This window comes from Phenylobacterium aquaticum (genome assembly GCF_947378715.1).
Classification (GTDB): Bacteria; Pseudomonadota; Alphaproteobacteria; order Caulobacterales; family Caulobacteraceae; genus Phenylobacterium; species Phenylobacterium aquaticum_A.
Map to the genome: position 1 here is coordinate 1 of NZ_CANCLE010000100.1, position 14,852 is coordinate 14,852.

11 protein-coding genes and 1 pseudogene are annotated in these 14,852 nt (G+C 68.2%); 1 reads left to right on the forward strand and 11 read right to left on the reverse strand.

Annotation, left to right across the window (positions count from 1 at the left end):
- The 11 genes from Q7P21_RS13375 to Q7P21_RS13425 all read right to left on the reverse strand — a co-directional run.
- The coding region (locus Q7P21_RS13375) for a hypothetical protein (RefSeq protein ID WP_304177453.1) at positions 1 to 188 on the reverse strand (188 nt) is incomplete at its 3' end.
- Between the two features lie 62 nt (positions 189 to 250).
- Positions 251 to 1,156, reverse strand: a complete 906-nt coding sequence (locus Q7P21_RS13380; RefSeq protein WP_304165798.1) for an alpha/beta hydrolase — start codon at positions 1,154 to 1,156, stop codon at positions 251 to 253.
- 109 nt (positions 1,157 to 1,265) lie between these two features.
- Entirely contained in the window at positions 1,266 to 2,666 is a 1,401-nt protein-coding gene (lpdA, locus tag Q7P21_RS13385; protein WP_304177454.1) for a dihydrolipoyl dehydrogenase, read from the reverse strand.
- A gap of 128 nt (positions 2,667 to 2,794) precedes the next feature.
- Positions 2,795 to 3,277, reverse strand: coding sequence for a PIN domain-containing protein (locus Q7P21_RS13390; protein WP_304177456.1), 483 nt, complete (start codon positions 3,275 to 3,277; stop codon positions 2,795 to 2,797).
- The gene (locus Q7P21_RS13395; RefSeq protein WP_304165793.1) at positions 3,274 to 3,525 is read right to left on the reverse strand and encodes an antitoxin; all 252 of its coding nucleotides are present in this window, start codon (positions 3,523 to 3,525) and stop codon (positions 3,274 to 3,276) included. The genes Q7P21_RS13390 and Q7P21_RS13395 overlap by 4 nt, the downstream gene beginning before the upstream one ends.
- A gap of 57 nt (positions 3,526 to 3,582) precedes the next feature.
- On the reverse strand, positions 3,583 to 4,803 hold the full coding sequence (gene odhB / locus Q7P21_RS13400) for a 2-oxoglutarate dehydrogenase complex dihydrolipoyllysine-residue succinyltransferase (RefSeq protein ID WP_304165791.1): 1,221 nt from the start codon (positions 4,801 to 4,803) through the stop codon (positions 3,583 to 3,585).
- Between the two features lie 58 nt (positions 4,804 to 4,861).
- Complete coding sequence (locus Q7P21_RS13405; RefSeq protein WP_304165790.1) at positions 4,862 to 7,813, reverse strand: 2-oxoglutarate dehydrogenase E1 component; 2,952 nt, start codon at positions 7,811 to 7,813, stop codon at positions 4,862 to 4,864.
- A gap of 79 nt (positions 7,814 to 7,892) precedes the next feature.
- Entirely contained in the window at positions 7,893 to 8,771 is an 879-nt protein-coding gene (sucD, locus tag Q7P21_RS13410; RefSeq protein ID WP_304165789.1) for a succinate--CoA ligase subunit alpha, read from the reverse strand.
- Positions 8,771 to 9,970 carry an ADP-forming succinate--CoA ligase subunit beta gene (gene sucC / locus Q7P21_RS13415; RefSeq protein ID WP_304165788.1) on the reverse strand — a complete coding sequence of 400 codons (1,200 nt, stop codon included), beginning with the start codon at positions 9,968 to 9,970 and terminating at the stop codon, positions 8,771 to 8,773. Before sucC ends, sucD begins: the two co-directional genes overlap by 1 nt.
- Before the next feature lie 142 nt (positions 9,971 to 10,112).
- Entirely contained in the window at positions 10,113 to 13,490 is a 3,378-nt protein-coding gene (locus tag Q7P21_RS13420) for a glycosyltransferase (RefSeq protein WP_304177457.1), read from the reverse strand.
- Positions 13,491 to 13,602: 112 nt separating this feature from the next.
- Entirely contained in the window at positions 13,603 to 14,151 is a 549-nt protein-coding gene (locus tag Q7P21_RS13425; protein ID WP_304165785.1) for a DUF2306 domain-containing protein, read from the reverse strand.
- Positions 14,152 to 14,259: 108 nt separating this feature from the next.
- Between Q7P21_RS13425 and Q7P21_RS13430 the strand changes: the two are divergent.
- Positions 14,260 to 14,852 (forward strand): annotated as a pseudogene (locus Q7P21_RS13430) (hypothetical protein); the annotation flags it as partial.

Here is a 14,852-nt window from a genome sequence, read left to right on the forward strand (position 1 = left end):
CCGACGCCGCGCTGGCTGACATAGAGCGAGTGCAGGAAATCCCCGGCCCGATGATAGGCCGCCACCCCCACGATGCGGTGGTCGAGGACGGCGACATAGAGGTCCTCCTCCCGGGCGTCCCGCAGGAAGTCCTGCGGATTGTGCCGCCAGGCCGGCAGCCAGGTGAAGGTGTCGCGCAGCACCGCCACGCAGAGCGCCGCGCAGATCGGCTGCTCTCCCCAGCGGACGAGACGGACCTGGCCGGGAAACCTCAGGCGAGACGCTCCGCGATCCAGCCCCCGGCCTTGGCGATGGCGGCGCGGCCAGCCCCCAGGAACCCGTAGAAGGCGTGCCAGACGTGGATCATCTCCGGCCAGACCTCGAGCGTCACCGGCACGGCGGCGAGACCCGCCCGCTCGGCCACCAGCAGGGCGTCGGAGAGCAACACCTCCTCCGAGCCCACATGGATCAGGATCGGCGCCAGGCCGGCGAAGTCCGAACGGACCGGCGAGGCCAGGCCCGGGTCGGTCGCGCCGCCCAGATAGGCGGCGGCGAATTCGGCCAGCGCTACGCCGGTGATCATCGGGTCGGTGGCGAGCTTGGCCTCATAGGAGACCCCGGTCGGCGTCATGCTGGCCCAGGGGCTGATCAGGAACAGGCCGGCCGGCTGCGGCAGGCCCGCCGCGCGGACGGCCAGGGCCGTGGCCAGGGTCAGGCCACCCCCGGCGCTGTCCCCGGCGATGACGATCCTGGCGGCCGCGAAACCCTCGTCGAGCAGGGCGCGATAGGCGGCCAGCGCATCGTCGACCGCCGCCGGATAGGGGTCCTCCGGCGCCATGCGATAGTCGGGGGTGACGGCGACCGCGCCGGCCGCCAGGGCCAGCTGGGCGGTCAGGCCGCGATGGCTCTTGGGGCTGCCCAGGCAATAGCCGCCCCCGTGCAGATAGAGGATGACCTTGGTCGGGTCGGCGCCCGGCGGCGTGTGCCGCTCGGCGGGGCGACCGGCGAAGGTGACGGCCTCATAGACGTGGCCTTCCGGCAGGGGGGCCATGTCGCCAAAGGCGTCCATGCCCGGCCGGCGCTCGGCGAAGGTCAGGCCCTCGGTGGTCGGCGCGTCGGGCATGCTGGCCAGCAACGCCCGCACCGCCCCGATCTCAGGATCTTTCCACTCGGCCATCGTCATTCCCCATATGTCGTTGGGGGCAGCCTAGCGCGAAAACCGTCCGGCGCGAGGGACGGTGGGCGAGATTCCACCCTGGGACGGGCAGAATCTCGCCACCTTGAACCTAGGCCTGCATCGTCCAGTTATCGACGCCCATGGCCGCCTGCTTGCCGGCCTCCGAGCGGGTCGGGTGCGGGTGGCAGGTGCGGGCCACGTCCTCGGCGGCGGCCTTGAAGGCCATGGCCACGCAATATTCGCCGATCATCTCGCCGACCTGGGGGCCGATCATGTGGACGCCGAGGATCTCGTCGGTCTTGGCGTCGGCCAGCACCTTCACGAAGCCCTCGGTCTCGTGGTTGATCTTGGCGCGGCTGTTGGCGGTGAAGGGGAACTTGCCGGCCTTATAGGCGACGCCGGCCTCCTTCAGCTGCTCCTCGGTCTTGCCGACCCAGGCCACTTCCGGCGCGGTGTAGACCACGCTGGGGACCAGATTGTAGTCGACGTGGCTGTACTTGCCGGCGATCAGCTCGATCACCGCCACGGCGTCCTCTTCGGCCTTGTGGGCCAGCATGGGGCCGAGAATCGCGTCGCCGATCGCCCAGACGCCGGGGGCCGAGGTCTTGAAATGGTCGGTCTCGATGAAGCCGCGCTTGTCCGGAACGACGCCCACGCTCTCCAGGCCCAGGCCATAGGTGTAGGGCCGCCGGCCGATGGCCAGCAGGACGTAGTCGGCTTCAAGCGTCTCGGCGGGGCCGCCGGCCACCGGCTCGACGGTCAGGCTGACGGAGGACTTGGACGCCTTGGCGCCGGTGACCTTGGCGCCCAGCTTGAACTTCATCCCCTGCTTGGCGAGCGCCCGCTGGAAGGTCTTGGCGGTCTCCGCGTCCATGCCGGGCGTGATGCGATCCAGGAACTCGACCACGGTCACCTCGGCGCCCAGCCGGCGCCAGACCGAGCCCAGCTCCAGGCCGATGATGCCGGCGCCGATCACCACCAGCGACTTCGGCACTTCCGGCAGCGACAGGGCCCCGGTGGAATCGACGATGCGCTTGTTGTCGACCGCGACGCCCGGCAGGCCCGAGGGCTCCGAGCCGGTGGCGATGACGATGTTCTTGGCCTCAAGCACGGTGACCGAGCCGTCCTCGGCGGTCACCTCGACCTTGCCGGGCCCGGCGATCTTGCCCATGCCCTTCACCCAGTCGACCTTGTTCTTCTTGAACAGGAACTCGATGCCCTTGGTGAGCGCCGTCACCGACTCGGCCTTCTGGGCCATCATCTGCACCAGGTTCAGCTTCGGCTTCACCTCGATGCCCAGGGTCGCAAACTCCGGACCGGCCGCGGCCGCATAGAGCTCGGAGGCGTGCAGCAGGGCCTTGGACGGCATGCAGCCGACGTTCAGGCAGGTGCCGCCCAGCGTCACCCGCTTCTCCACCACCGCGGCCTTGAGGCCCAGTTGGCCGGCGCGGATGCCCGCATTGTAGCCGGCGGGGCCGCCGCCGATGATGATGACGTCGTATTGGGCCATGAGCCTCGGATCCAGGTGGAAGACTTGGCGCCGAGATATAGGCGTTTTCGGCGCGACGCGAGGCGGGCGGGTCAGAAACTTGGCTCAATCGGCGTGATCGCCGCCCAGCCGGTCAAATCGTCGCGGGCTCAGCGGTCGCCAGACACTAGGGCCGCCTTCATCCGCCGCGCCAGGGCCGCCTCGGAATAGTCGCGCGCGCCGGCCGGATCGGACCAGTCGAGCAGGGCTAGGCCCTTCACCCGCAGAAAGGCCCAGGCGTCGGTGGTCACGAGGGTCCAGCCCCGGCTGAGCGCCTGGCCGGCGACCAGGGTGTCGAAGGCGCCGATCCCCTGGCCGTCCCGCTCCAGCTCCATCCGCAGGCGGGCCGCCGCCAGGGCGTCCTCGGCGGTCCAGGCCTCGACCTCGATCTCGCCGACCAGGGCGTCGATGCGCATCAGATCCTGGTCGACACGCGGCCCCTTGAGCGCGGCCAGGGCCAGCTCATTCAGGACGATGCTGGAGAGGCAGGCCTGGGCGCCCAGGGCGCGGGCCTCGTCCAGCCGCCTGCGATAGTGCGGCTCGGCGCCGCTGAGCAGCGCCATCACCACCCGGGTGTCGAGGCCAAGGATCATGCGCCGAACTCCGGCGGCGCGGGGGCCGTGGGCTGGGGCGGGCGTTCGGGGAACGGCTGGTCAGGGTCCGCCAGGGCGTCGAGCCGGGCCCAGAGGCCGGCGAAGTCCGCGCGGACCGGCTCCAGGATCACCCGGTCGCCCTCCTTGCGGATGCGCACCTCGGTCCCCTCGAAGCGGAAGGCCTTGGGCAGGCGCACAGCCTGGCTGCCGCCATGGGCGAAGAGCTTGGCCTTCAGGACATCAGCCACGACGAACTCCGTATCTACATTCAGTAGATACGGAGTCGATATCTGTCTGGCAAGGCTCTAGAGGTCGAGCAGCAGGCGTTGCGGATCCTCGATGGCTTCCTTGACCTTGACCAGGAAGGTCACGGCGCCCTGGCCGTCGACCACGCGGTGGTCGTAGCTGAGCGCCAGGTACATCATCGGGCGGATCACCACCTGGCCGTTCACGGCCATCGGCCGATCCTGGATCTTGTGCATGCCCAGTATGCCGGACTGCGGCGCATTGAGGATCGGCGTCGACATCAGCGAGCCATAGACCCCGCCATTGGAGATGGTGAAGGTGCCGCCCTGCAGGTCGTCCATGGCCAGCTGGCCGTCGCGGGCCTTCTTGCCGAGCGCCCCGATCGCCTTTTCCACGCCGGCCAGGCTCATGGCGTCGGCGTCGCGGACCACGGGAACCACCAGGCCCTTCTCGGTGCCGACCGCGACCCCGATGTCGTAGTGGTTCTTATAGATGATGTCGGTGCCTTCGATCTCGGCATTGACGTCCGGCACATGCTTCAGGGCCTGGATCACCGCCTTCACGAAGAAGCTCATGAAGCCGAGCTTCACCCCGTGGCTCTTCTCGAAGACATCCTTGTACTGGTTGCGCAGCGCCATGACGGCGGTCATGTCGACCTCGTTGAAGGTCGTCAGCATGGCCGCTGCGTTCTGGGCCTCCTTCAGCCGGCGCGCGATGGTCTGGCGCAGGCGGGTCATGCGGACCCGCTGTTCCAGCTCATGGATCGCGCGCGGCGCGGCGGGGGCGGCGACCGGGGCCGGGGCGTTGGCGCGGGCCTCCAGGGCGGCGATGGCGTCGCCCTTGGTCACCCGGCCGCCCTTGCCCGAACCGGCGATCGCGCCGGCGTCGAGATTGTTCTCGGCCACGATCCGCTGGGCGGAGGGGGCGAGCGGCGCACCGGCGACAGGGGCCGGAGCCGGCGTGGGCGCGGGCGCCGGCTTCGGCGCCTCGGCCTTGGGGGCCGGCGCGGCGGCGGCAGGGGCTGCGGCAGGCTTGGCGGCGGCCCCGCCCTCGGTCACGCGGCCCAGGATCGCGCCGGGCTCGACCGTGGCGCCCTCCTCGGCCGAGATCGATTCCAGCACCCCGTCGGCAGGGGCGGCGACTTCCAGACTGACCTTGTCGGTTTCGAGCTCGACCAGGATTTCATCCTTCCTGACCGCCTCGCCCGGCTTCTTCGCCCAGCGCGCCACCGTCGCTTCGGTGACGGACTCGCCCAGGGCGGGCGTCATGATGTCGGCCATTGATAGGGTCTTTCTGTCTCGCGGAGTTGGGGGAGGACTGTTGCTGTTCTGCGTGGGTTTAGGCGAAGGCCTCGGCCAGGAAGGCCTGTAGCTCGCGCATGTGACGGCTCATCTGGCCGGCGGCGGTGGAGGCGGAGGCCGGGCGGCCGACATAGCGGGCGCGCTTGGCCTTGACCTTCAGCCGGTCGAGGGTGAGCTCCAGCCACGGGTCGACAAAGGTCCAGCCGCCCATGTTCTTCGGCTCTTCCTGGCACCAGACCAGCTCGGCGTTGGGGAACCGCGCCAGTTCGGTGGAGAGCGACTTCACCGGCCACGGATAGAACTGCTCCAGGCGCATCAGATAGACGTCATTGACGCCCTTCTCCTCGCGGGCCTCCAGCAGGTCGTAATAGACCTTGCCCGAGCAGAGCACGACGCGACGGATCTTCTCAGGCGCTGCAAGCTCGACGGTGGTGTTGCGCTGACGCTCGGCGTCGTCGTGCAGCACCCGGTGGAAGGACGAGCCCTCGGCCATGTCCACCAGCCGCGAGACCGCCTTCTTGTGCCGCAGCAGCGACTTCGGCGTCATGACGATCAGCGGCTTGCGGAATTCGCGACGCATCTGCCGGCGCAGCACATGGAAATAATTGGCCGGGGTCGAGCAGTTGACGACCTGTAGATTGTCCTCGGCGCAGAGCTGGAGGAAGCGCTCCAGCCGGGCGGAGGAGTGTTCCGGACCTTGGCCTTCGTAGCCGTGGGGCAGGAGCATCACCAGGCCGCTCATCCGCAGCCACTTGCGTTCGCCCGACGAGATGAACTGATCGATCACCACCTGGGCGCCATTGGCGAAGTCGCCGAACTGGCCTTCCCAGAGGACGAGGGTCTTGGGATCGGCGAGCGAGAAGCCGTATTCGAAGCCCAGCACCGCCTCTTCCGACAAGGGCGAATCCAGCACCTCGAAGTGGGCCTGGCCGGGACGCAGATTGGCCAGCGGGGTGTAGTGCTCCTCGGTGGTCTGGTCGATCAGGTCTGAGTGGCGCTGCACGAAGGTGCCGCGCACGCTGTCCTGGCCGGCCAGGCGGACCGGGAAGCCCTCGTCGAGCAGGCTGGCGAAGGCCAGGTGCTCGCCGGTCGACCAGTCCAGGTTCTCGCCCGACTCGATCGCCACGCGACGGCCGTCGATGGCCCGCTTGACGGTCTTGTGGATGTCCAGGCTGGCGGGGATGGCGGTGATCTTCTGGCCGAGGTCGATCAGCTTCTGCAGCGGCACCGAGGTGTCGCCGCGCCGGTCGTCGCTGTCGGGCAGGGCCAGGCCCGCCCAGGCGCCGTCCAGCCAGTCGGCCTTGTTGGCCTTATAGACCTTGCCGGCCTCCATCTCGCCGTCGAGGAAGGCGTCGAACTCGCTGATCCAGCCGTCGACCTCCTCGCGGGTGGTCACGCCCTCGGCGACCAGCTGGCGGGTGTAGAGCTCCCGCGTGGTCGGGTGGTCCTTGATCTTGGCGTACATCAAGGGCGAGGTCATGGTCGGGTCGTCACCCTCGTTGTGACCGAACCGGCGGTAGCAGAACATGTCGATGACGACATCCTTGCCGAACTGCTGGCGGAACTCGGTGGCGACCTTGGCCACATAGGTGACGGCTTCCGGATCGTCGCCGTTCACGTGGAAGATCGGCGCCTCGACCATCAGGGCCACGTCCGACGGATAGGGCGAGGACCTGGAATATTGCGGCGCGGTGGTGAAACCGATCTGGTTGTTGACGATGAAGTGGATGGTCCCGCCGGTGCGATAACCCTTCACCCCGGAGATGGCGAAGCACTCGGCCACCACCCCCTGGCCCGCGAAGGCCGCGTCGCCGTGCATCAGGAGCGGCAGGACATGGGTGCGGCCGGCGTCGGAGGTCTCGCGCAGCTGGAAGGCCTGCTTGGCGCGGGCCTTGCCCAGCACCACGGGATTGACGATCTCCAGGTGCGACGGGTTGGCGGTCAAGGACAGGTGGACGGAATTGCCGTCGAAGGCGCGGTCCGAGGAGGCGCCCATGTGGTACTTCACGTCGCCCGAGCCCTCGACGTCGGACGGCAGGGTCGAGCCGCCCTGGAACTCGTGGAAGATCACCTGGTAGGGCTTGGCCATCACGGCGGCCAGCACGTTCAGGCGACCCCGGTGCGGCATGCCCAGCACGATGTCGGTCACGCCCAAGGCGCCGCCGCGCTTGATGATCTGCTCCAGGGCCGGGATCATCGCCTCGCCGCCGTCCAGGCCGAAGCGCTTGGTGCCGGGGAAGCGCTTGTGCAGGAACTTCTCGAAGCCCTCGGTCTCGATCAGCTTCTTGAGGATCGCGATCTTGCCCTGCTGGGTGAAGACGATCTCCTTGTCGCGACCCTCGATGCGCTCCTGCAGCCAGGCCTTCTGGGCCGGGTCGGAGATGTGCATGTACTGGACGCCGACATCGGCGCAGTAGGTGCGCTTCAGGATCGCCAGGATCTCGCGGATCGTACCGGTCTCCAGGCCCAGCACGAAGTCCAGGAAGATCGGCCGGTCATAGTCGGCCTCGGTGAAGCCGTAGCTGGCGGGATCGAGCTCGGTGGCGTCGCCGGGCGGGATGTTGATGCCCAGGGGGTCCAGATTGGCCCGCAGGTGGCCGCGCATCCGATAGGCGCGGATCATCATGATGGCGCGCAGCGAATCCAGCGTCGCGGCCCGGACCTTCTCGGGACTGGCCTGTGGCGCGCGGGTCTCGATCTTGTTGGCGAGCTTGGATTCGACCGCCGGCCAGAGCCCGTCGATGGCGGAAAGCCAGTCGGGGCGCTGGGCCGGGGCGGTCGTGTGGGTCCAGGCGGGCTTGGCGGTTGCCGCCTTCACCTCGTCGGCGCGGTCCTGAAGGGAGGCGAAGAACGCCTTCCAGGAGGGCTCGACCGCGTTCGGGTCGGCCGCCCATTTGGCGTAGAGCCCCTCCACGAATGCGGCGTTGCCGCCGTACAGGAAGGAGGTCTCCGCGAGCACCTCGTTGATCAGACTTCCGTCGTCCGCCATGTCATCCGCTTTCCCGGCGGACCGCGGAGCTTCTGGAAGAGGAGCCGAGCGCGGACCGCCCTACGCTTGAATTTGCCGTTTAGGCGCCTTTCAGCACCTCGAGCAGGGTCTCGCCGAGTCGCGCCGGAGACGGTGACACGCGGATCCCCGCAGCCTCCATCGCAGCAATCTTGTCCTCGGCGCCGCCCTTGCCGCCCGAAATGATGGCCCCCGCGTGACCCATACGCCGCCCAGGAGGGGCGGTGCGTCCCGCAATGAAGCCCACCATAGGCTTCTTGATGGCTGAATTCTTGATGAACTCCGCCGCATCTTCTTCAGCCGACCCGCCGATTTCGCCGATCATGATGATCGATTCCGTCTCCGGGTCCTTCAGGAACAGGTCGAGCATGTCGATGAACTCGGTCCCCTTGACCGGGTCGCCGCCGATGCCGACCGCCGTCGTCTGGCCCAGGCCCACATTCGTGGTCTGGAACACGGCTTCGTAGGTAAGCGTGCCCGAGCGGGAGACAACACCCACCGAGCCCTTCTTGAAGATGTTTCCCGGCATGATGCCGATCTTGCAGGCTTCCGGCGTCAAAACGCCCGGGCAATTGGGCCCAATGAGGCGGGACTTGGATCCGGACAGGGCGCGCTTGACCTTGATCATGTCGATCACCGGTATGCCCTCGGTGATGCAGATGATCAGCGGGATCTCCGCGTCGATGGCTTCCAGGATCGAATCGGCCGCGAAGGGCGGCGGGACATAGATCACGCTGGCGTCGGCGCCGGTCTGGCGAACCGCCTCGCCCACGGTGTCGAACACCGGCAGGCCGATATGGGTCGAGCCGCCTTTGCCGGGCGTCACGCCGCCGACCATCTTGGTCCCGTAGGCGATGGCCTGTTCAGAGTGGAACGTGCCCTGGGCGCCGGTGATGCCCTGGCAGATGACCCGGGTTTCCTTGCCGATAAGGATGGACATTAGGCGTTCCCCCGCACGGCCTTGACGATCTTTTCCGCGCCGTCCGACAGATCGTTCGCGGCGATCACGTTCAGGCCGGAATTGTTGATGATATCCTTGCCCTGCTGGGCGTTCGTGCCTTCCAGGCGGACGACGAGCGGAACGACAAGCCCCGTCTCCTTCACCGCCTCGACCACGCCCTGGGCCAGGATGTCGCAGCGGGCGATGCCGCCGAAGATGTTGACCAGGATCCCCTTCACATTGGGGTCGGCCATGATGATCTTGAACGCTGCGGTCACCTTCTCGCGGGTGGCGCCGCCACCCACGTCGAGGAAGTTGGCCGGCTCGGCGCCATAGAGCTTGATGATGTCCATGGTCGCCATGGCCAGGCCCGCGCCATTGACCATGCAGCCGATTTCACCGTCCAGGGCGATATAGGAGAGCTCGTACTTGGAGGCCTCGATCTCCTTGGGGTCCTCCTCGCTCTCATCGCGCAGGGCGACGATCTCGGGGTGGCGATAGAGCGCGTTGGAATCGAAGCTGACCTTGGCGTCCAGGACGCGCAGGTGGTCATCCGCCGTGACGATCAGCGGATTGATCTCCAGCATGGCCATGTCCTTGGCCATGAACGCCGCATAGAGCTGGCCCAGCAGGACCCCGGCTTCCTTGGCCAGACCGCCGGTCAGGCCCAGCGACTTGGCCAGGCGACGACCATGTTCCGGCCAGACGCCGGTGACGGGATCGATGGAGAAGGTGTGGATCTTCTCGGGCGTGGAGTGGGCCACGTCCTCGATGTCCATGCCGCCCTCGGTGGAGGCCACGACCGAGACCCGGCTCGTTTCGCGGTCGACCAGCAGCGACAGGTAGAATTCCTTGGCGATCGCCGCGCCCTCTTCGATGTAGAGGCGGTTGACCTGCTTGCCCTTCGGACCGGTCTGGTGCGTCACCAGGACGCGGCCCAGCATCTCGGCGGCGTTGGACTTGACGTCCTCGACCGACTTGACCACCCGCACGCCGCCCTTGGCGTCGGGGCCCAGGCCCTCGAACTTGCCCTTGCCGCGCCCACCGGCGTGGATCTGGGATTTCACGACGAAGACGGGACCGCCGAGTTTGGTCGCCGCCTCGGCGGCCTCATCGGCGGTGTAGGCGGCGTAGCCGCGCGGGACCGCGACGCCGAACTCGGAGAGGACGGCCTTGGCTTGATGCTCGTGGATGTTCATGAGTCGCCGAAAAGCGTGGGTTCGAGGGTTCGCCGGAACGGCGAGTGGGCGGGTTTATAGGCGCCCCGTCGCAAGGTGGCAACCTGCGTCGCGGCGTCACGTAACGGTAGGCGGAAAACGATAGACACCGGTGTCAAGGCGCTCATCCCAGATGTTTGGTGGCGACGCTGCCGCGCCGTTCCAGCCGGCCCCAGCCGACCCGGGCGCCCTGGATGGCCGAGGCGATCGACTTCATCACCACATAATACATCAGCTGGCGGTAGCCGAACCTCTGGGCCGGCAGCCAGGCCAGGTCGCTCCAGGGGGCCTTGCGTTCCAGGGCCATGCCCAGGGCGCCGGCCGAAAGGTCCAGGAAGATGAAGGCCGCCCAGTAGAACAGCGGCCGCAGCACGTCGTCGGAGGACCACTCCACCGGGTGCGAGATCATGCCATAGACCGAGGTGATGGTGCTCCACACCACCGCCAGGTCGACCAGGGGCGCGACGGCGGTGAGCAGGATCTGGAACAGCCAGATCTGCGGCAGGGCGACGAAGCCCAGGATCGGATGCTTGGGGTTGAACATCCCGGCCCGATGCTTCCATAGGCACTGGAGCGTACCGAACGACCAGCGATAGCGCTGCTTCAAGAGGCCGGCGACGGTGTCCGGCGCCTCGGTATAGGCCCTGGCCTCCGGATCGAACTCCACCCGCCACCCGGCCCGCTGCACGGCGAGTGTCAGGTCCTGGTCCTCGGCCAGGGTGTCGGCGGGATAGCCGCCGAGCTCAGCCAGGGCCGACTTGCGCCAGGCCCCGACCGCGCCGGGCACCACCGTCACCGCCCCGAGGGCGGCCAGGGCGCGGCGCTCGAGGTTCTGGGCGGTGATATATTCCAACGCCTGCCAGCGGGTGACCAGATTGACCCGGTTGCCGACCAGGGCGTTGCCGGCCACGGCGCCCACCCGGGCGTCGTCGAACCAGCGGGCCAGCTTGGCGATGGTGTCCTTGGGGAACAGGGTGTCGGCGTCGAGCGCCACGATGATCTCGCCCCTGGCCTCGACCAGGCCCCGGTTGAGCGCCCGGGCCTTGCCGCCGTTCTCAAAGGTCATCAGCTTGACCCGGGGCTCGTCGCCATAGGCGTCGCGGACCACCTGGGACGTGGCGTCCTTGGAGCCGTCGTCGAGGACGATGACCTCCAGCCGGGCCCAGCGCGAGGCCAGGATCCGGGCGATGGAGGAGGCGATCACCTTCTCCTCGTTGAAGCAGGGGATCAGCACGCTGACCATCGGCCCCTCTTCGGGGAAGGCCAGAGGCGGGGTCCGCCCGTCGATCCGCGCCCGGTGCACCAGGGCCAGGATCGCCAGCATGGCCAGCCGCAGGACGCCCAGGATGATGGCGGTCAGGAACAGGGCCCGCAGCGCCAGCTCGAAATAGTGGAACAGGCCAAAGCCCATCCGGTCGAGGAACAGCTCGAAGCCGTCGCGGGTCGCCTTGGGCAGGGCGGCCTCGCGGCTCATCCCGGCCAATTGGTCGACGCTGACCAGGGTGTAGCCATGGGCGCGCAAGGCGTCGATCAGCAGCGGCAGGGCCTGGACCGTGCGGCTGCGGTCGCCGCCGGAATCGTGCAGCAGCAGGATCTGGCCCTCGCGCGGCCCGGTGTCGGACAATCGGTCCAGGGCGCGCTGGACGATCAGGCTGGCGTCCGGCTTCTTCCAGTCGTCAGGGTCGATGCGCAGGCCGACGGTCAGATAACCCAGCTTCTGGGCGGTCAGCAGCGGGGCGACTTCGCGCGGGGTCGACGGCTCGGCGTCGCCGAAATAGGGCGGCCGGAACAGGCGCATGGAGCGCCCGGTGATGGTCTCGAACAGCCGCTGGGTGGCGTTGAGCTCGATCTCGGTCTGGGCGACCGGGGTCTCGCCTATATTGGGGTGGGTCCAGGTGTGGCCGCCGACCATCTGGCCCTCGCGCACCTCGCGGGCCACCAGGTCCGGGAACCGGGCCATGTTCTCGCCGATCACGAAGAAGGTGGCCTTGGCCTGCTTGGCCTTGAGGATGTCGAGGATCTTCGGCGTCCAGCGGCTGTCGGGGCCGTCGTCGAAGGTGATCGCCACCTTGCCCGGATGGAAGCCATAGCGCTGGATCACATAGGAGGTCGGCAGCACGTCATAGGTCTCGGCCGAGATCAGGCCGGTGGCCTTGTCGGTGGTCAGCGTCCGGTGGCCGGCGGTCGGCTCGGCGGTGACCTTGAGCACCTCGCCATTGCCGTCGAAGTTCACATCCTGGCCCGGCGTCACCGCCTCGAGCCCGGCGGCGCTGACCTGGCCATAGGCGTGGGGCAGCACGCTCCAGACCCCCGGATCCTCCGAGCCCAGCCGCCACAGGCCATAGCCCAGGGGGCGAAGCGGATCGCTGACCTTGATCTGGTTGAAGACCGAGGGCGCGTCGAGGAACCAGACCGCATGGTCGCGGCCGGTCTCGTCCTGATAGCCATAGGTGGCGTTGAGCGAACCCTGGTCCATGGCGACCGCCGCCCCGGAATCATGGGCGTTCTGGGTCGCCTCGTTGAAGGTCACCACCCCGGCGCCGGTCGCGTGGAACTTGCTCTTCAGGGCCCAGTCATAGCCGTAGGAGCCCAGGGCCACGATGGTCCGGCCCGGATCGAGCTGGGACATGGCCTGGGAGACCTGGCTCTGGAACCAGCCCTGGGAGGCCGGCGGCCCGGGATCGCCGGTGGTGAAGTGCTCGTCATAGGCCATCAGCACGATGACGTCGGCGGACTGCTGCAGCTTGGCCAGCGGCCAGCTGGGGTCGTCGACCGGCGCCGTCAGCCAGACGTCGCGCTCGATGGTGTTCATCGCCTTGTCCATCTGGGACAGGAAGGCGGGATAGGCGGCCGCGCCCCGGGGCGACAGGTTTTCCAGGTCGAAGATATAGCCGGCATAGCCCTTGGCCTTGGCCAGGTCCGTCAGGGTGGCGACCAGCTTGGCCCGGGCCTTGGGATTGAGAATCAGGGCGTCGGCCTCGGGGCCGTTCCAGGCCGCGTCGCGGGCGTTGAACACCACCGGCATCACCGCCGGCCGGTGCTTGGCGCCGGCCAGTATGGCGTCGGCGCGGGGGTCGGCGGTGACCTCGACCGAACCGTCCGGCCCGGCCAGGGAAATCCACTGCGGGGCGACCACGTCGAGGGCGTCGACATTGCGGGCCAGGGATTCCCGCGACTGCTCATCCCACGACACATAGAAGCCGACGGTCAGCGGCTTAGCCGGGGTCGGCGTCGGGACCTGGGCGTTGTGGCTGCGCAGGCCATGGGGTCGGGGCGTCTTGGTCCAGTCGAGCTTGCCGCGCAGCCGATGCGCCGTCTCGACGTGCAGGGCCCGCAGCACCCGGGGGTCGGTGAGCTTGAGGTCCGGCAGCCGTGGCGCGAAGGCCAGGGTGGCGAAGAACGCCGCGATCAGGGCCGCCGCCAGGGCGATCATCAGCCCGCCGATCAGGCCCGCGCGCTTGGCGCGGCGACCGCTCGGGTCGTGAAAAATATAGTCGGCCATTCGGATTCCGCACCCAGCTTGGCGTGGGCTTATAGCGGAGATCATGGCCGAACCGCGACATCGTTCCTAGGGGCGTCGGATGTCGCCGCGACCGGGGCCTCCAGGCTGCCGCCTAGCCCATGAACAGGGTCCACATGACCCGGCCGGGAATGAAGGCGATGAAGGCGTTCAGCGCGAAGCCGCCATAGAACAGGCCCATCATGGTGCGGCGATGTTGTGCGACCTTGTGACGCCGGGCGGCCAGCACGGCCACCGGCAGGATGATCAAGGTCCAGCCGGTCAAGAGGTGCAGCAGGGACCAGTGACCATGGTTCAGGCTGGTGATGAACAAGGACGATCCCGCGACCAGGCTGACCAGGCCGACCCACAGCCAGCCGGCCGTGCGGTGGAAGGTCCTGCCCTTGCGCAGGGTCATCAGGGCCGCGCCGACCGCGATGGCGCTGACCGCGCCCAGGATATGCAGCTTGATGGCCAGGGGCAGGCGGGCGAACAGGGCCAGGTCAGGCCCGTGCGGATGGGCCTGGGCGGCCGCCTGCAGGACCTGACGCCAGACCGGCGCCAACACGATCAGCAGAATCGCGGCGATCGCCAGCCAGATCCAGGGCCGGAAGCGCGACAGGACGCTGGCGGGGGCGGCGGGCGTTTGCGAAACGGACGACATCCGGTATCTCCATGTGGACGGGGGCTCGGATGTTCAGCCCGGATGGCCCCCGGGGTTCGCCCTCTGTCTGGAGACCGGCTTCTCGATGCGCAAAGGCCGATACGCCGGATGACATCGCCGCTACGCCAGATGCTGAGTGACGCCGCTCACGCTTCGTCGACGGACCCCATCACCTGGGCGGTGGTCGGCCGCACCCTGATCGGGTCCAGCATGGTCGGCGGCTTCCTGGCCTTCGTGGGCGCCTTCGGAACCATGGGCGCGCCCCTGGTCCTGCGACTGGTCTATACCCTGCCCCTGGCCTGGATCGGCTCCATCCTGGGCCTGATCTGCTTTCGCGGCACGGTCCGGCTGCTGCCGGGCCTGAACAGCCGCCGGTGGCTGCAGGGGATGGTCTCGGCGACCCTGATGACCCCGTTCATGGGGCTGTTCGCCTGGGGCTCGACCTATCTGATCCCCCATCATGGCGATCCGATGAAGAGCATCCCCGCCTATATCGCGGTGACCTTCGTGTGCTGCCAGGCCTTCACCGCCCTGGCGGTCGGCATGAACCGCCACGCCTATCTGATGAGCCAGACCGGCGCCCGGGCGGCCGGCGACCCCGCCCCGATCAAGTTCCTGGAGCGCCTGCCGGTCAAGCTGCGCGGGGCCGAGATCTGGGCGGTGGAGGCCGAGGACCACTATCTGCGGCTCCATACCTCCAA